Raw genomic sequence first — 14,680 nt, forward strand, 5'->3', positions numbered from 1 at the left:
ACGACCGGCGGGCCGCCCACCATGGTCACGCCGTCGGCCGGCCGCCGGCTCGGCTCTCCTCGATGTGCTGGCCCAGCGAGCGGCGGGCGAGCAGCGCGGCCCCGGCGACGGCGGCCGGCATCACCAGCACCGCACCCAGCGGGATCAGGAAGCACAGGAAGACCGCCACACCGAAACCGAGCGAGGTGGCCCGGTCCGCCTTCAGCCTGGCCCGCCGGTCCGGCAGCCGCAGCCCGCGCCGGGAGAACGGCGCACCGACCAGCTCCACGGCGAGCAGCCAGCCGCCCACCGCCGCGCCGACCACCGGCACCACGGTCTGCCCGACCACCGGGATGAACCCGGCCGCGAAGAGCGGAATGCCGAACAGCACCGAGAGCCCGACCAGCCGCAGCGAGTCGACGATGCTGCGCCGCAACGACGCCCCGAACGGCACCTCCACCGCGCCCGGGGTGCCGCCGAGCCGGTCCTCCACCCGCTCGGAGATCTTCTCGTAGAACGGGTCCCCGATGACCAGGGTGACCGCGGTGAAGCCGACCACGGTGAGCAGCCCGCCCAACCCGAGGAAGGCCAACCCGGCGATCACCCGGACCAGGCTGCGCGGGGTGTCCGACCAGTCGTCGGCGAACGGGGTCACCCACGCCGCCAGCTCGTCCACGAAGTAGACCAGGGTGGCGAACGCGGTGACGAAGAGCGCGGCGGACAACAGCGCCGGCACCACGCCGAGCAGCATCAGCCCCGGGCTGCGGACATACAGGCCGAGGCCACGCACGAGCAGGCCCACGCCGCCGAAGAAGCGGCGGGTGGCACCGGTGACCGGCGCGGCGAGGGTACGGGGTCCGTTCACGACCGCAGAGCCTACTGGCCGGGGGCCACCGCCACCGGGCACCCGACGGCACCGCCCGACGGGTCGGGCCGGCAGGATACGGGGGTGCGCGCCGCCCGGTTGATCTCCCTGGTGCTGCTGTTGCAGTCCCGCGAGACGATGACCGCCGCCGAACTCGCCCGTGAGCTGGAGGTTTCCGAGCGGACCGTCTACCGGGACGTGGTGGCGCTCTCCGCCGCCGGGGTGCCGGTCTATGCCGACCGGGGGCGGGCCGGGGGTTACCGGCTGCTCGGCGGCTACCGGACCCGGCTGACCGGGCTGACCCGGGACGAGGCGGAGGCGCTCTTCCTCACCGGACTGCCCGGCCCCGCCGGTGACCTGGGACTGGCCGACGCGGTGGCGTCCGCCGAGCTGAAGATGCTCGCCGCGTTGCCACCGGGCCTGCGTGACGCCCCGGCCCGTACCGGCCAGCGGTTCCACCTGGACGTCCCGGGCTGGTTCCGCGAGTCCACCCCGCCGCGCTGGCTGGCCGAACTGGCCCGGGCGGTGTGGCGGGACGGGGTGGTCGCCCTGCGGTACCGGCGCGGCGACCGGGAGGTGACCCGCCGGGTCGAGGCGTACGGGCTGGTGCTCAAGAGCGGCACCTGGTATCTCGTGGGCCGGGTCGACGACACGATGCGCACCTACCGGGTGGACCGGGTGCTCGACGTCGTCGCCGACCCGGCGACCTTCACCCGGCACGACGGCTTCGACCTGGGCGGCTACTGGCGGGAGCAGGCCGAGGCGTTTCTGCGGGACATGCTCGCCGCACGGGTCACCGTGCGACTCAGCCCCGCCGGTCTGCGCCAGCTCCGCTTCCTCGCCGACACCCCCTTCGCGTACGACGAGGCAGTGGCCGCCGCCGGCACACCCGACGGGCAGGGTTGGGTGGTGACCGAGCTGCCCGTCGAGTCCGTCGAGGTGGCGTACCCGCAACTGCTCGGCCTCGGCCCCGAGGTGGAGGTGCTCGACCCACCGCAGCTGCGTGCCCTGCTCGCCGACGCGGCGGCCCGCTCGGCCGCCCGATACGGCGTCGGCCCGGACCACCCGACCCGCTGACGGCGACCGGGCCGACGAGCCGTCAGCGGTAGCCGGTGACGTCGGCGGGCCGGTCCGTCTCGACCACCTCGGTGAGGTAGCGGAAGGCGTCCGGCCGGCTGCCGTCGAGGTCGGTGAAGCCGTACACCCGGGCCAGTTCGCCGGCCGAGACGGACGCCTGGTTCCAGCGGGCCCGGTCCTCGTCGGCGGCCAGTGCGGCGACCGCCCGCCCGACGAAGGCCGGGGTTTCCGAGATGAGGAAGTGCGGGTCCGTCGCCGCGCCGTCGCGCCAGGTCTGCTCGGTCACCCCGAAGTGCTCCAGCATCGCCTCGGAGCGGATCCAGCCGGGGGTGAGCGCCACGGCGGTGCACCCGTGCGGCGCCAGCTCGTGCCCCCAGCTGTACGCGAGCCGGGTCACCGACACCTTCGCCAGGTCGTAGAAGACGGACAGCCGGTAGTGCGTGTCGTTGTACGCCCGGGTGCCGTCGCCGATCTCGACGACCAGGCCGCCGGGGCGGCGGATCAGCAGCGGCAGCGCGAAGTGGCTGGTGACGATGTGGGTGTCCACCGCCAGCCGCAGGGTGCGGAACCCGGCGTCCAGCGGCTGCTCCCAGACCGGCTTCTCCCAGGTGATCAGCGGGTCGGCGCCCCACACGTCGTTGACCAGCACGTCGAGCCGGCCCTGTTCGGTGTCGATCCGGGCCACCAGGTCGCGTACCTGCTCGGGCACCAGGTGGTCGACCCGGACCGCGATGCCGGTGCCTCCGGCGGCGGTGACCAGCTCGGCGGTCTCCTCGATGGTCTCGGCGCGGTCCAGCTCGGAGCGGCCGGCCCGGCTGCTGCGGCCGGTGGCGTAGACCGTCGCCCCGGCCGCGCCGAGCTGGACCGCGATCTGCCGGCCCGCGCCCCGGGTCGCGCCGGCCACCAGCGCGACCTTTCCTTCCAACGGTGTCGTCGTCATACCGTCGAGGGTGGCAGTGATACCTGACAACCGAAGTCCGGTTTCGCGGAGCGGTTCGGTCCGGCATGCTCCCGGCATGCACCTGCTGCTCTCCGGGATCGTCGGCTCGGTCGCCTACGGGCTGGCCGGCCCCGGCTCCGACGTGGACCGGATCGGCGTCTTCGCCGCCCCGACGGTGGCCTTCCACGGCCTGCGGCCGCCCCGGGAGTCGGTGGTCACCACCGACCCGGACGTCACCCTGCACGAGGCCGGCAAGTACGCCCGGCTGGCGTTGAGCGGCAACCCGACGGCCACCGAGCTGATCTGGCTGCCCGACGACTGCTACGAGACCCGTACGGAGCTCGGTGACCGCCTGATCGCCATCCGGTCGGCGTTCCTCAGCGCACCGCGTGTCCGCGACGCCTACCTCGGCTACGCGAGCCAGCAGTTCCGCAAGCTGACCACCCGCGACTCGACGGTGGGCGGCCGGCGCCGCTCGGCCAAGCACGCCCGGCACCTGGCCCGGCTGCTGCACCAGGGGCGGACCCTCTACGCCACCGGCGTGCTGGAGATCCGGCTGGCGGACCCGGCGTGGTTCCGGGCGTTCGGTGAGCGGGTCGCGGGCGGCGCGCTCACCGAGGCGGAAGCGCTGGTCGCCGAGGCGGAACGGGACTTCGACCGGCTCCGCACCCCGCTGCCCGACCGGCCCGACGAGGCGACGGTGGAACGCTGGCTGCGTGCCGTCCGCGCCGCCCACCTGCCGCCGCCTGACTGACCCACGGCAGCCGTTGCCGGGGTCCGTGCCGGGCCCGCGACGAGGCGATCAGACTGCTTCCACCCCGAGCTGGGTGGTGAGCAGCAGGGTGTCGGCGTTGAGCCAGTAGTCGGTGATCAGGCCGTGCCTCGTCCGCAGCGTGTCGGTGCCCGTGAAGCGGACCGTGGTGCCGGGCGCGGCTGTCGCCCCGGGGAATCCTCCGCCGTACGTGCCGTCGGCGACCCACCGCACGACCACGTGGCTGCCGTCGATGATCGGGCCGACCTCGACGGTGAAGCGCAGGTCGGGGAAGGCTCCCCGGATCTGGCCGATCAGGTCGACCATGCCGGCCGGGCCGTGCACGGCACTGCCGTCGCCGCCGTCGAGCAGCGCGGCCCGGACCCGGACGTCCGGCGCGATGAGGTGCTCGGCCAGCGCGTAGTCGCCGTTCCAGAGCTGGACCCAGTCGCGGGTCACCTGCTGCTGCGTCCGGCGGGTGTCGTCGGGCCCGTCGGGCCGCGTGTGGGTGGTGGCGGTGCCGCCAGCCAGCGCGGGAACGCTGCTGCCGGTCAGCACGCCACCGGCGATCAGGAGCGCGGTGAGGGTGACGGTGGACCTGCGGTTCATGATGACTCCTCCATGAATGAGATCAGCTCGCTTTAGTTATAGCCTATAACTACAGTGATTTGACGTCAACACGAGCGGAGTAGCGGAGTGGTGGCGGGGCGATCGCGGGCCTACCGGTCCGGGCAGACGGACGGCAACGGCGGCAGGCGGGGCCGCACAGGCGGCAGGCCGAGCCGGGGGCAGCCGGGCCGGGGGCAGCCGAGCCGGGGCGGGCGGGCCGGGGGCAGCCGGGCCGGGGCGGGCGGGCCGGGGCGGGCGGGCCGGGGCGGGCGGGCCGGGGCGGGCGGGCCGGGCCGGAGGCGGGCGGGCCGGAGGCGGGCGAACGCCTGGAACGAGTTTGCCGGGGCCGGCACCGGGGACATCCGTCCACACCGGACTGCCAGCTCGGATCCGGCGGTCCGCCGGATCCCGACCGGGCGGAGGCCACGGGCGGACAGGACGCGTCCCGGGCCCGGCCCGGGGCTAGTCGTTGAGGAAGGTGGAGATCCGGTCCCGCAGGTCGGCGCGGTCGGTCCAGGCGAACCCGGGACGGTCGTAGACGTGCAGTGTCGCCTGCGGCAACGCGTCGGCCAGCTCGGCGGCGATGTGGGTGGGGTGCAGGTCGTCGCCGACGCAGCCGATCACCAGGGCCGGTGCGGTCACCCCGGCCAGGGCGGCGAGGTCGGCCAGCGGGGACTGCTCCGGCAGGTCGGACAGACCGGCGGCGAGCCCGTCCCGCAGCAGCTGGTCGAGTCGCTGACGCAGGTAGGCCCAACCGGCCGGGGTGTTGCGGACCGACGGCGGCAGTTCCAGGGCGACCACGTCCGCCACGGCCGAGGCGTCGCCCCCGGCGACCGCGTCGAGCAGGTCGGCCAGTCGTTGCCGGGCGACCGGGCCACGCGGCCGGTCGAGGACGGCGGGCAGCAGGAAGACCAGTTTCTCGAACCGGTCCGGGCTCTCGACGAGCAGCCGGCAGAGCGCGCCCGCGCCGAGGCTGGCGCCGAACGCCCGGGTGGCGCCGCTGAGGTCCGCCACCGCCCGCAGGTCGCGGGCCAGGTCGAGGTAGCTCCACGGGCCGGGCGGGGCGTCGGAGCGGCCGTGCCCCCGGAACTGGAAGAAGACCCGTCGGCCGGTGACGGCGCTGCCGAACGGGCGGGTGGTGGCGATGCCGTTGCCGAATCCGTGGGCAAACACGGTGACCGGGTCACCGACGCCGGTGACCAGCCGTTCCAGCTGTACGTCGTGCGGGGTGGCGACCAGCTCGGTCTCCGGTTCCGGCAGGGCGGGTCGCCCGGTACGCGGTGCGCCGGGCCCGGGCCCCCAGGTGCGGGGTCCGCCGTCCGGCGGTGGCGGCCAGCGGAAACCCCTCACCAGAACCCTTTGCCGTCGTGCAGGTCACGCAGCCCGACCCGGACGTCCAGCAGGTAGATCAGGCCGGCCGCGATGCCGATCAGCCCGAAGATGCTCAGCGCGCCGAAACCAAGCAGGGTGAGCAGCATGCAGACGGCCAGGATGGCGATCCAGCCGCCCTTGGGGAGGGTGCCGATGGCCGGGAAGGCGTCCGAGCGCTGGGTGAACGCGTGCACCAGCGAGATGCCCTGCACAGCCAGGGCGAACACGAGCAGGATCAGATCGATCACGTAGACGAGGTGGAACACGAAGATCGGCGCGGCGATGGCCATGCCGGCCAGCATATGCCGACGGCCCCGGAAACGTCCGTCAGGACGCCCCCGGGGCCGGTGTCGGCGACGGTCACTCGGCGGCCGGGCGGGTCCGCTTCGTGGTCTTCGGCTGCTTCGCTGTCGGGTCGGTGGCGACGGGCTTGGCGGCGGCCTTGGTCGCGGCCGGCTTGGTCGCGGCCTTGGTGGCCCGGGACCGGGTGACCTTGGCTGCGGCCGGCTTGGCCTCGACGACCTGCGCCACGTCCGCCGGGGTCGGCGGGTGGTCCGTGTCGGCCTGCGCCACGGCAGCCGGGGTCGGGGTGCGGTGCTGGTCGGTCCCGGCCTGCGCCCCGGCCGGGACGGTGGCGTCGGTCGCCTCGATGTCGGCGTTGACGGTCTCGGCGGCCTCCAGCACCCCGGCACCGACCACCCGCTCACCCCGGGCGATCAACGCGCCGTACGCGGCCAGTGCCCGTTCCTGGGCCGCCTGCGCCCCGGCGAGCACCACGGCGGCGTTGCGGGTGGCGGCACCGCGCAGCTTGTCGAGGTCCAGCTCGGCGCGGAGCTTGTCCAGGTTCAGCTCGGTGGGCGTGGCCTTCTCGCGCAGGCCGGTGGCGGTCAGGTTGGCGGTACGGAAGGTCTCGGTGGCCTTCTGGCGTAGCTCGAACCCGGTCACGACGGCCTTGCCGCCCCACTCGGCGGCGACCTTGGTGCCGTCGGCGACGACCCGGTTGCCCAGCTCGCTCACCACGGTCGGCAGCTTGCGCAGCTGCTGGATGGCCAGTTCCCCGGCACCGGCGGCGGCGTAGACGGGGGCCGGAATGCGGTTGGTCTTCGGCTGGGTCATGACAACTCCTCCTCGGCCGCTCCGGCGGCCTTGTCGTTGCTGGTCGTGGGCGCGGCATCCGCCGTGCCGTCATGGGTGCCGGCGGTGGGCGCGGTGCGCGTCCCGCTGGCGGTGGGCGCGGTGCGCGTCTCACCGGTCGCGGGTGGGGTCCCCACCCCACCGGTGGTGGGTGCGGTGCGCGTCTCACCGGTCGCGGGGGCGGGGGCGGTGCCCGCCTCGGTGACGGCGACCGATTCGAGGACGGCCTCGGTCGGGGTGCCTTCCGGGGTGACCGGTCCGGTGGCGGCCGGCGTCACCGTGGCCGCCGCCTCCGTCGGCCCGGTCGGCGTCGGTACGGCGTACGCGGAGGTCGGCGCGGCCGGTCCGGGGCCGGCGTCCGGGCGGTCCACCGCGGCGGCGGTCCGATCGGTGACGACCGGTTGATCCGTGCCGGCGACCCCATCGGGGACCGTCTGGTCGGTGCCGGGGCGGTTCGTGCCGGCCGGCTCGTCCGTGCCGGGTTCCGCCGGGGCGGAGTGGTCGGCGGTGGCCTCGGACAGCCGGGTGTTCTCCCGCCGGAAGGTCTCGTATATCTGGCTGAGCGACTGTTTCTGCGCCATGGTCAGGTCGGGGTCGACCGCGATGGCGGCGAGCACTCCCTGACCCTCCTTGTCGTCGAGCAGCCCGGCCCGCAGGTACATCGCCGGGGTGGAGACCCGCAGCGCGCTGGCGAGCTGCTGGAGCACCTCGGCGCTGGGCTTGCGCAGGCCCCGCTCGATCTGACTGAGGTAGGGGTTGCTCACGCCGGCCTGCTCGGCGAGCTGGCGGAGCGAGATCTTGGCGTTCCGCCGCAGGTCACGGATGAATCCGCCGACGTCGGGTAGATCCTTGGGTGCGGCCATACCCCAACGGTAGTCCGCGCTGCTAGCTCCAGCAAGCAAAACGCTAGCCAGAGTTAGCAAGGTAACAGGAGGCAAAGTACGTTGCGGCCCGGGATGTCCGGTCGTAACTTGCACGGCGTGACCCAACAGATCGCTGTCAACGGCACCACCCTCGGCTACGACGAGGTCGGCACCGGCACGCCGGTGCTCCTGCTGCACGCGGGCATCGCCGATCGGCGGATGTGGCGCGAGGTGTGCGCCGCCCTCGCCGACCGGCACCGGACGATCGCGCTGGACCTGCGCGGCTATGGGGACTCGGCGCTGCCGCCGGAGTCCTTCGCCCACCGCGACGACGTGGTGGCGGTGCTGGACGCGCTCGACATCGACCGGGCCGCCCTGGTCGGCTGCTCCTTCGGCGGGGCGGTGGCGATCGACACCGCGCTGGCGTACCCGCAGCGGGTGTCGGCCCTGGCGCTGTTCGGCACCGCCGTCTCCGGGCACGAGTGGTCGCCGGACACCGAGGAGTTGTGGGACCGGCTGGTCGGTGAGATCGACGAGGAGGACCTGGCGGCGAGCGCGGCCGGTGAGGTCCGGTTCTGGGTGGTCGGCCCGCACCGCCGTCCGGAGGATCTCGACCCGGCGCTCATCGCCTTCGCCGAGGAGTCGGACCGGCGGGCCCTCGCCGCCGAGCAGGCGTTGAGCGCGGTCGACGTCGTCGACCTCGACCCGCCCGCCATCGGCCGCCTCGACGAGTTGGACCTGCCGGTCCTCGTCACCGCCGGTGCCGTCGACATCCCGGACATCATCCGGCTGGCCGACCGGATCGCCGCCGAGGCCCCCCGGGCCGTCCGCCTGCCCGACATCCCCGAGGCCGCGCACCTGATCCCGGTGGAACGCCCCACCGAGGTGGCCGAGGCCCTCCGCGCCTTCCTGCCCTGACCGGCCCCGCACCCCGGGCCCGTCCCGCACCCTGGTGCGGCCCGGCCACGGATCGCCCGCAGCTCACCAGACGGGACGCACTCCACCGACCGGAAGAGCACCGCCGAGCAGGGGAACCTCCGCGTACTCGGTGAGGACGGGGGCCCGCACACCGAGCCGGCGCAGCGCGGAGACCAGCACCGGCATCCGGGCGCGGGTGGCACCGTCGTCGATCTTGAGGGTGACCGCGCCGACGCCGGGCAGCGCCGCCGCGATCACCCCCTCCGCGCCGATCTTGGCCAGCATTCCGGGTACGCCGCGCATCAGGCGGGTGTCGTCCGCCACGGTGCCGCCGACCACCTCCGGGTACGCCCGCATCGCGTCCGCCACCGTGCGCTCCGGGGAGCCGGGCTCGGCGGCCACCAGCCGCAGGTAGGCCCGGGCCAGCCCGGTCAGCGAGACCGCCAGCACGGGCGCACCACAACCGTCCACGCCGACCGCCGCCGCCGGCTCGCCGGTGAACTCCTCGATCGTGGCGGTCAGCCGCTGCTGCAACGGGTGCTCCGGCCGCCAGTACCCGTCCACCGGCCAGCCGGCCGCCAGGCAGGTCAGCAGCATCCCGGCGTGCTTACCGGAGCAGTTCATCGCCAACCGGCTCGGGCCACCACCGGCCCGCAGCACGGCCTCCCGGGCCGCCTCGCCGAACGGCAGGTCGGGCGGGCAGTGCAGGGCCCCCGGGTCCAGGCCCGCGGAGCCCAGCAGCGCCGCGACCCGGGCCAGGTGGAACTCCTCACCGGCGTGGCTGGCCGAGACCACCGCGACGTCGGCGGGGTCGGTCACCGCGAGCCCGGCCCGGAGCATCCCGAGCGCCTGCAACGGCTTGCTGGCCGAGCGGGGAAAGATCGGCGGGACGCCGTTCCCGGCACCGGCCACCGGCGCACCGGCGGCGTCGAGCACCACCACCGAGCCCCGGTGCACACCCTCCACGAACCCGGACCGGACCACCTCGGCGAGCGGCTCGCCACCCTCGTACGTCTTGGACACCTGGCGAAGGTACCGACGGGGGCCGGCACCCCGACACCCGGGTGACCTGCGACGTCGACCACCGGCGTACAGGAGTGCCGGGGCAGGCGCGGCTTACCGGGCGGACCTGCCCCGGCCGGGCCCACGGCGGGCCCCGACCCGGAACCGCAGCACCGGCCGGACCGGTCCGGCCCGCCGGGCGGGCTAGCGGAACAGCAACTGACGGGCTTCGGTGGTGGTCAGCGGGGGGCGCTGGGCGAGCTGCGCGAACCCGACCGCGCGGGCCACCAGCTGCATGTTGGACTCCACCGGGCGACCCTTGGCGTACGTCACGGTGTCCTCCATACCGACCCGCAGGTGACCGCCGGTGGAGAGCGAAGCCAGCAGCACCGCGATGGTGCTGCGACCGACGCCGGTGGCCGAGAAGGTGGTGCCCGCCGGCAGGTCACGCAGCATCTGCTGGGCGGCGACCAGGGTGGCGGTGGTGCCCGGCATCCCGCCCGGCACCCCCATCACGAAGTCGACGTGCACGTGCCCGCCGTACGGCAGGCCGTGCCGGTCCAGCAGGCGTTGCAGGGCGGTGAGGTGACCGAGGTCGAAGATCTCGTACTCGGGGAGGATGCTGCGCTCCTGCATCCGGGTGTGCAGGTCGACGATGAACTCCCACCGGTTGAGGAAGACGTCGTCGCCGAAGTTGACCGTGCCCATGGTGCAGGAGGCCATGTCCGGCGCGGCGTCCAGCACGGCCAGCCGGTCGGCCTCCGGATCGGTCACCGCCCCACCCGAGGAGAGCTGCACGATCAGGTCGGTGCTCTCCCGCAGCGCCGCCACGGTCTCCCGCAGCCGCCCCTGGTCGAGGGTGGGCCGGGCCTGGTCGTCGCGGATGTGGACGTGGATCACGGAAGCGCCGAGCGCCTCGCACTCCTTGGCGGTGAGCAGCAACTCGTCGAGGGTCACCGGCAGCGCCGGCACCTGCTCCTTGGCCGACTCCGCGCCCGTCGGGGCAACCGTGATCAACGTCCCTGTCGTCATGCCGGCGATGGTAGCCGCCCCGGCCGCCCCCGGTCGACGCCGCAGGCCGGCCCGACAGGAAGAACCGCACATCAGGAGAGAGAGACGCGAAGAAATTCCCGCCGAATCGGCTAGCGGTAGGCATCCTTACTTCGCCGACGAGCACAACCGGAGGCGAACCCACCGCCCGGGCGACGCCGGGAAGCACGGACCCACCGCCCGGGCCACGCCGGGAAGCACGGACCCACCGCCCGGGCGACGCCGGGAAGCACGGACCCACCGCCCGGACCATGCCGGAAAGCGCCACCCACCGGCCGGGACGGGCTACTCCGGGTCGATGGCCGCGGCGGTGTCGCCCACCGACAGCCGGGCGTCGTCGGCGAGGTTGCGTTTGACCACGGCGAGCGCGACCTGACCCAGCTCGTAGTGGTGCACGGCGGTGCCGACGAAGCCGACCGTCCGGCCGTCCAGGGTGACCGGGGTGCCGGACGCCGGCAGCTGGTCGGTGGTCACCCCGTCCAGGTGCAGCAGGACGAGCCGACGCGGCGGCCGGCCCAGGTTGTGCACCCGGGCGACGGTCTCCTGCCCCCGGTAGCAGCCCTTGTCCAGGTGCACCGCCGGGGCGATCAGGCCCGCCTCGGCGGGGATCGTCCGGTGGTCGGTGTCCACCCCGACCCGGGCCCGTCGGGCGGCCACCCGCACCGCCTCGTACGCCCACAGGCCGGCCGGGGGGACGCCGTGCTCGCGCAGCGCGGCGACGACCTCGTCCAGGGCGGGCCGGGGCACCAGCAGGTCCACCCCCAGCGGGACCCGACGGGCCCAGCCACCACCGGTCAGCGGCTGGACGTCGTACGAGACGGTGGGGCGGGGGGGCAGCTCGCCGGAGCGGAACTTCGGACCCGGCACCGCGAGCACCTCGGGGGCGGTCAGGCCGGTGACGCCCAGCGTGGCGACGGCCTCGGTGGCCTGCGGCCCGACCAGCGACAGCAGCGCGTGGCCGGCGGTGACGTCGCGCGGCTCGACCTGGCTGAAGAACCGCATCTTCTCCAGGTACGTCAGCAGGTCGGCGGTCATCCCCGGCTCGGTGTCCAGCCAGGTGGTCGTGCCGTCCTCGGCGACCATGGCGTGCTGCTCGACGTGCCCGTGCGGGCTGAGCACCAGCAGCTCGGTGCCCTGGCCGGGGCCGAGCGCGGCGAGGTGCTGGCTGGTCAGGGTGTGCAGCCAACCGATCCGCTCCGGGCCGGTGACGGCGACGACACCCCGGTGCGAGCGGTCCACCAGGCCGACCCCGGTGGCCAGGGTGCGCTGCTCGCGCATCGGGTCGCCGTAGTGCGCGGCGACGCCCCGCACCCCGGCCGCCCGGTGCCCGGCGTCCGGCTGGTCCCGGCTGGCCTCGTCGATCGCCTCGACGGCCACCGCTCCCGCGATGTCGATCATGTTGGTTCCCCGTCCTCACAGTTGCCGCAGACGCCGAAGAGCGCCACGTGCCCGATGTCCACCTGGAAGTTCCGCTCGGTGGCGAGCCGGTCGGCCAGCGGGCGCATCAGCTCCGGGTCGATCTCGTCGACCGCGCCGCACTCCCGGCAGACCAGGTGGATGTGCTGGTGCTCACCCGCCGCGTGATAGGTCGGCGAGCCGTGCGACAGGTGGGTGTGGGTCACCAGGCCGAGCCGTTCCAGCAGCTCCAACGTCCGGTAGATGGTGGTGATGTTGACCCCGGCGGCGACCTCCCGGACCGCCGTGTGCACCTGCTCGGGTGTGGCGTGCCCCAGGTCGAGCACGGCCTGCAGGACCAGTTGCCGCTGCGCCGTCAGTCGCAGCCCACGCGAGCGGAGCATTTCCGCCAGGGAGGATTCGGACACCGTCCGATCATAGTTCGGCCCGCGCCGGTCACCGCCCGCCCGCCACCGGGCCGCCGGGCGGGTCACGTCACCGGGCTCGGGGGTGCGACGGGTCACGCCGTTAGGCTCGGCGGTCATGGTGGCATCGAGGGTCGCCGTGCTCGGTCGGGGCGTCGTCCCCGCGACGGAGCCGGTGCTACGCGGGAACGACCTGGGTGTGCTGCGCGGGGACGGGCTGTTCGAGACCATGCACCTGCGCGGCGGAAACCCCTGGTTGCGTACCGCCCATCTGGCCCGGCTGCGGGCCGGGGCCGCCGCCCTGGAACTCCCGCTGCCCCCGGACGGGGCGCTTGTGGAACTGCTGGACGGCATCGCCGCCGGCTGGCCCACCGAGGTCGAGGGCGCATTGCGCCTGGTCTGCACGCGGGGGCCGGAGGGGGGTGGGCTGCCCACCGTGTACGCCACCCTGACCGAGGTGCCGGCCGCCGCGAAACGGCTCCGCGACGTCGGGGTCACCGTCGCCACCCTGCCCCTCGGGGTGCCGGCGACCGCCCGCCCCGAACTGTCCTGGCTCCCGGCGGGCATCAAGTCGATCTCGTACGCGACCAACAGCGCCGCCCGCCGCTGGGCCGCCCGCAGCGGGGTGGACGACGTGCTCTGGGTCTCCACCGACGGCTACGTGCTGGAGGGGCCCAGCGCGAACGTCGTCTGGCTGGACGGCGACACGCTCTGCACCGTCCCGGCCGCGCGTACCGGCATCCTGCCCGGCACCACCTGCGGCTGGCTGCTCGACCACGCCGCCGGGCTGGGCCTGGGACGGGCCGAACGGATGGTCACCCCGACCGGGCTGCACGCCGCCGCCGGGATCTGGCTGACCTCCTCGGTACGCGGTCTGGTCGAGGTCAGGTCCCTCGACGGCACCGGCCGCCCACCCGCCCCGCACACCCCCCGCCTCCAGGAACTGCTGGGCTTCGCCTGACCGGCCCGACCGGCGGGTTAGCGGAGGTCAGCCGCCGGTCGGCTGAGTCCGGTGGCCGGTGGCGGAGGGTCAGCCGGCGACCCGGACCAGGCGGGCCGACAGGTGCGGGGAAAGGCTGTGACCCACACCCGCCATCTCCTGGGCGTAGAGCAGTGCCCCCTCCACGATGCCGAAGAGCCGGGCGCCCGCCGTCACCTCCTTGGCCGTGGCGGTACGCACCACCGCGTCGGTGGCGAACTCGATCTGGGTGCCCGTGCGCTTGCCGATGTGCAGCTCCATGATCCCCGTCGGGGTGGTCATCAGCGCTTCCAACTCGTCGGTGACCCGCTCACCATCCAGCACCGGACGCCACCAGCCCACCTCGCGCCCGGCCGGACGGATCGGACGGCTCTCCTCGTCGAGCAGCCACGCCCGCGACTCGTAGAACAGGAACGGCCGGCCGTCGTGGCTGATCCGGATCTCCTGGGCGTAGTCGAAGTCCTCGATGGTGGGGAACCCGCCCCGACCCCGGCCCCGCCACACCCCGACGTACGGCAGCAGGCCGTCCAGCGCCGGGTGCAGCTTCGGACCGACCCGCAGGTCGTGGCTCTCCTGGTAGGGGTACTCCTCGACCGGCGGCGCGTTCAACCACGGCGGCTGAAGGGGATTCTCGCTCACCGGCTCTCCTTCGTTCGCGACTGCGGGGCTCGCAACCCCGGCTCGCTCCTCGCGCTCACCCGGCCACCTTCGTTCGCGACTGCGGGGCTCGCAACCCCGGCTCGCTCCTCGCGCTCACCATTTACCTCTCGACAGGCGTACGGCCAGGTAGACCAGGCCACCGGCGAGCGCGCCGAGGCCGGCGACCAGCAGGCTGACGAACCCGATCTCGGTAACCATCATGGTCATCCTATGCTGGGTCCCATGGGCCGCACTCTCGTCGTCAAGGCCACCGCCGGAGCGGACGCCCCGGAGCGGTGCGCGCAGGCGTTCACGGTGGCCGCCACGGCCGCCGCCGCCGGGGTGCCGGTGTCGCTCTGGCTGACCGGTGAGTCCGCCTGGTTCGCCGTGCCCGGCCGGGCCGAGCAGTTCACCCTGCCGCACTCCGCGCCGCTGGCCGACCTGCTGGGCGTCATCCTCGCCACCGGGCAGGTCACCGCCTGCACGCAGTGCGTCGCCCGGCGGGACATCGGCCCGGACGACGTGCTGCCCGGCGTCCGGATCGCCGGGGCGGCCGTCTTCGTCGAGGAGGCGATGGCCGAGGGCGCGCAGGCGCTGGTTTACTGACAGCCGGCTGCGGAACGCACCCGCCTCCACCGTTCGGCCACACCGTTCGCCCGTTGTACGCGCACTGCCGATCCTGA

Annotated in this window: 18 protein-coding genes and 1 pseudogene; 5 read left to right on the forward strand and 14 right to left on the reverse strand. The window is 74.2% G+C overall.

The window, feature by feature from the left end; all coding sequences use genetic code 11:
* Window positions 1-25: 25 nt before the first annotated feature.
* Entirely contained in the window at window positions 26-844 is an 819-nt protein-coding gene (locus ACQP2H_RS28145; RefSeq protein WP_208567898.1) for an EI24 domain-containing protein, read from the reverse strand.
* A gap of 84 nt (window positions 845-928) precedes the next feature.
* Here ACQP2H_RS28145 and ACQP2H_RS28150 point away from each other — a divergent pair, with 84 nt between their 5' ends.
* Window positions 929-1,921: a helix-turn-helix transcriptional regulator gene (locus ACQP2H_RS28150; protein WP_357538080.1), complete on the forward strand. Its 993-nt coding sequence runs from the start codon at window positions 929-931 to the stop codon at window positions 1,919-1,921.
* Between the two features lie 22 nt (window positions 1,922-1,943).
* Here ACQP2H_RS28150 and ACQP2H_RS28155 read toward each other — a convergent pair whose 3' ends face one another.
* Entirely contained in the window at window positions 1,944-2,861 is a 918-nt protein-coding gene (locus ACQP2H_RS28155; protein WP_208567896.1) for an SDR family oxidoreductase, read from the reverse strand.
* A 76-nt stretch (window positions 2,862-2,937) separates the two neighbouring features.
* On the opposite strand from ACQP2H_RS28155, the gene ACQP2H_RS28160 reads away from it, so the two are divergent.
* Window positions 2,938-3,615 (forward strand): nucleotidyltransferase domain-containing protein, encoded by a 678-nt coding sequence (locus ACQP2H_RS28160; RefSeq protein ID WP_219464889.1) that lies wholly within the window; start codon window positions 2,938-2,940, stop codon window positions 3,613-3,615.
* Between the two features lie 48 nt (window positions 3,616-3,663).
* Here the strand turns inward: ACQP2H_RS28160 and ACQP2H_RS28165 are convergent, their stop codons facing one another.
* From ACQP2H_RS28165 to ACQP2H_RS28190, 6 genes and pseudogenes are all read right to left on the reverse strand, one after another.
* Entirely contained in the window at window positions 3,664-4,221 is a 558-nt protein-coding gene (locus ACQP2H_RS28165) for an ester cyclase (RefSeq protein ID WP_219464890.1), read from the reverse strand.
* Window positions 4,222-4,331: 110 nt separating this feature from the next.
* Window positions 4,332-4,574 (reverse strand): hypothetical protein, encoded by a 243-nt coding sequence (locus ACQP2H_RS28170; protein ID WP_433229477.1) that lies wholly within the window; start codon window positions 4,572-4,574, stop codon window positions 4,332-4,334.
* A gap of 109 nt (window positions 4,575-4,683) precedes the next feature.
* Window positions 4,684-5,571, reverse strand: a complete 888-nt coding sequence (locus ACQP2H_RS28175; RefSeq protein ID WP_219464891.1) for an alpha/beta fold hydrolase — start codon at window positions 5,569-5,571, stop codon at window positions 4,684-4,686.
* The gene (locus ACQP2H_RS28180) at window positions 5,568-5,882 is read right to left on the reverse strand and encodes a DUF2516 family protein (RefSeq protein ID WP_091242743.1); all 315 of its coding nucleotides are present in this window, start codon (window positions 5,880-5,882) and stop codon (window positions 5,568-5,570) included. The genes ACQP2H_RS28175 and ACQP2H_RS28180 overlap by 4 nt, the downstream gene beginning before the upstream one ends.
* A gap of 70 nt (window positions 5,883-5,952) precedes the next feature.
* Window positions 5,953-6,708, reverse strand: a complete 756-nt coding sequence (locus tag ACQP2H_RS28185; RefSeq protein ID WP_433229480.1) for a hypothetical protein — start codon at window positions 6,706-6,708, stop codon at window positions 5,953-5,955.
* A gap of 248 nt (window positions 6,709-6,956) precedes the next feature.
* Window positions 6,957-7,589: pseudogene (locus tag ACQP2H_RS28190) on the reverse strand (helix-turn-helix domain-containing protein); the annotation flags it as partial.
* Window positions 7,590-7,706: 117 nt separating this feature from the next.
* Here ACQP2H_RS28190 and ACQP2H_RS28195 point away from each other — a divergent pair.
* Window positions 7,707-8,507, forward strand: coding sequence for an alpha/beta fold hydrolase (locus tag ACQP2H_RS28195; RefSeq protein ID WP_433229482.1), 801 nt, complete (start codon window positions 7,707-7,709; stop codon window positions 8,505-8,507).
* A gap of 63 nt (window positions 8,508-8,570) precedes the next feature.
* On the opposite strand, the gene ACQP2H_RS28200 is transcribed toward ACQP2H_RS28195, so the two are convergent.
* From ACQP2H_RS28200 to ACQP2H_RS28215, 4 genes are all read right to left on the reverse strand, one after another.
* Window positions 8,571-9,530: an asparaginase gene (locus ACQP2H_RS28200; RefSeq protein ID WP_219464895.1), complete on the reverse strand. Its 960-nt coding sequence runs from the start codon at window positions 9,528-9,530 to the stop codon at window positions 8,571-8,573.
* Between the two features lie 183 nt (window positions 9,531-9,713).
* Window positions 9,714-10,541 (reverse strand): 3-keto-5-aminohexanoate cleavage protein, encoded by an 828-nt coding sequence (locus ACQP2H_RS28205; protein ID WP_357538087.1) that lies wholly within the window; start codon window positions 10,539-10,541, stop codon window positions 9,714-9,716.
* 303 nt (window positions 10,542-10,844) lie between these two features.
* Window positions 10,845-11,957: a YgfZ/GcvT domain-containing protein gene (locus ACQP2H_RS28210; protein WP_219464900.1), complete on the reverse strand. Its 1,113-nt coding sequence runs from the start codon at window positions 11,955-11,957 to the stop codon at window positions 10,845-10,847.
* The gene (locus tag ACQP2H_RS28215) at window positions 11,954-12,358 is read right to left on the reverse strand and encodes a Fur family transcriptional regulator (RefSeq protein ID WP_219470400.1); all 405 of its coding nucleotides are present in this window, start codon (window positions 12,356-12,358) and stop codon (window positions 11,954-11,956) included. The genes ACQP2H_RS28210 and ACQP2H_RS28215 overlap by 4 nt, the downstream gene beginning before the upstream one ends.
* Window positions 12,359-12,497: 139 nt before the next feature.
* On the opposite strand from ACQP2H_RS28215, the gene ACQP2H_RS28220 reads away from it, so the two are divergent.
* Window positions 12,498-13,340, forward strand: a complete 843-nt coding sequence (locus ACQP2H_RS28220) for an aminotransferase class IV (protein ID WP_219464902.1) — start codon at window positions 12,498-12,500, stop codon at window positions 13,338-13,340.
* Window positions 13,341-13,409: 69 nt separating this feature from the next.
* On the opposite strand, the gene ACQP2H_RS28225 is transcribed toward ACQP2H_RS28220, so the two are convergent.
* Window positions 13,410-13,997, reverse strand: coding sequence for an FABP family protein (locus ACQP2H_RS28225; RefSeq protein WP_208567886.1), 588 nt, complete (start codon window positions 13,995-13,997; stop codon window positions 13,410-13,412).
* Between the two features lie 114 nt (window positions 13,998-14,111).
* Window positions 14,112-14,216 carry a small membrane protein MtfM gene (mtfM, locus tag ACQP2H_RS28230; protein WP_067315095.1) on the reverse strand — a complete coding sequence of 35 codons (105 nt, stop codon included), beginning with the start codon at window positions 14,214-14,216 and terminating at the stop codon, window positions 14,112-14,114.
* A 12-nt stretch (window positions 14,217-14,228) separates the two neighbouring features.
* Between mtfM and ACQP2H_RS28235 the strand changes: the two genes are divergently transcribed.
* Entirely contained in the window at window positions 14,229-14,603 is a 375-nt protein-coding gene (locus ACQP2H_RS28235) for a DsrE family protein (RefSeq protein WP_208567885.1), read from the forward strand.
* Window positions 14,604-14,680: the final 77 nt, after the last annotated feature.

The organism is Micromonospora sp. CA-248260, assembly GCF_050942205.1.
In the GTDB taxonomy this organism is placed as follows: domain Bacteria; phylum Actinomycetota; class Actinomycetes; order Mycobacteriales; family Micromonosporaceae; genus Micromonospora; species Micromonospora antibiotica.

What these genes read in the sequence shown, in the direction of transcription:
- ACQP2H_RS28155 (WP_208567896.1), bottom strand. Translation starts at nt 2,861, where the DNA reads ATGACGACGACACCGTTGGAAGGAAAGGTCGCGCTGGTGGCCGGCGCG.
- ACQP2H_RS28160 (WP_219464889.1), top strand. Translation starts at nt 2,938, where the DNA reads ATGCACCTGCTGCTCTCCGGGATCGTCGGCTCGGTCGCCTACGGGCTG.
- ACQP2H_RS28165 (WP_219464890.1), bottom strand. Translation starts at nt 4,221, where the DNA reads ATGAACCGCAGGTCCACCGTCACCCTCACCGCGCTCCTGATCGCCGGT.
- ACQP2H_RS28180 (WP_091242743.1), bottom strand. Translation starts at nt 5,882, where the DNA reads ATGGCCATCGCCGCGCCGATCTTCGTGTTCCACCTCGTCTACGTGATC.
- ACQP2H_RS28185 (WP_433229480.1), bottom strand. Translation starts at nt 6,708, where the DNA reads ATGACCCAGCCGAAGACCAACCGCATTCCGGCCCCCGTCTACGCCGCC.
- ACQP2H_RS28205 (WP_357538087.1), bottom strand. Translation starts at nt 10,541, where the DNA reads ATGACGACAGGGACGTTGATCACGGTTGCCCCGACGGGCGCGGAGTCG.
- ACQP2H_RS28210 (WP_219464900.1), bottom strand. Translation starts at nt 11,957, where the DNA reads ATGATCGACATCGCGGGAGCGGTGGCCGTCGAGGCGATCGACGAGGCC.
- ACQP2H_RS28215 (WP_219470400.1), bottom strand. Translation starts at nt 12,358, where the DNA reads ATGCTCCGCTCGCGTGGGCTGCGACTGACGGCGCAGCGGCAACTGGTC.
- ACQP2H_RS28220 (WP_219464902.1), top strand. Translation starts at nt 12,498, where the DNA reads ATGGTGGCATCGAGGGTCGCCGTGCTCGGTCGGGGCGTCGTCCCCGCG.
- mtfM (WP_067315095.1), bottom strand. Translation starts at nt 14,216, where the DNA reads ATGGTTACCGAGATCGGGTTCGTCAGCCTGCTGGTCGCCGGCCTCGGC.
- ACQP2H_RS28235 (WP_208567885.1), top strand. Translation starts at nt 14,229, where the DNA reads ATGCTGGGTCCCATGGGCCGCACTCTCGTCGTCAAGGCCACCGCCGGA.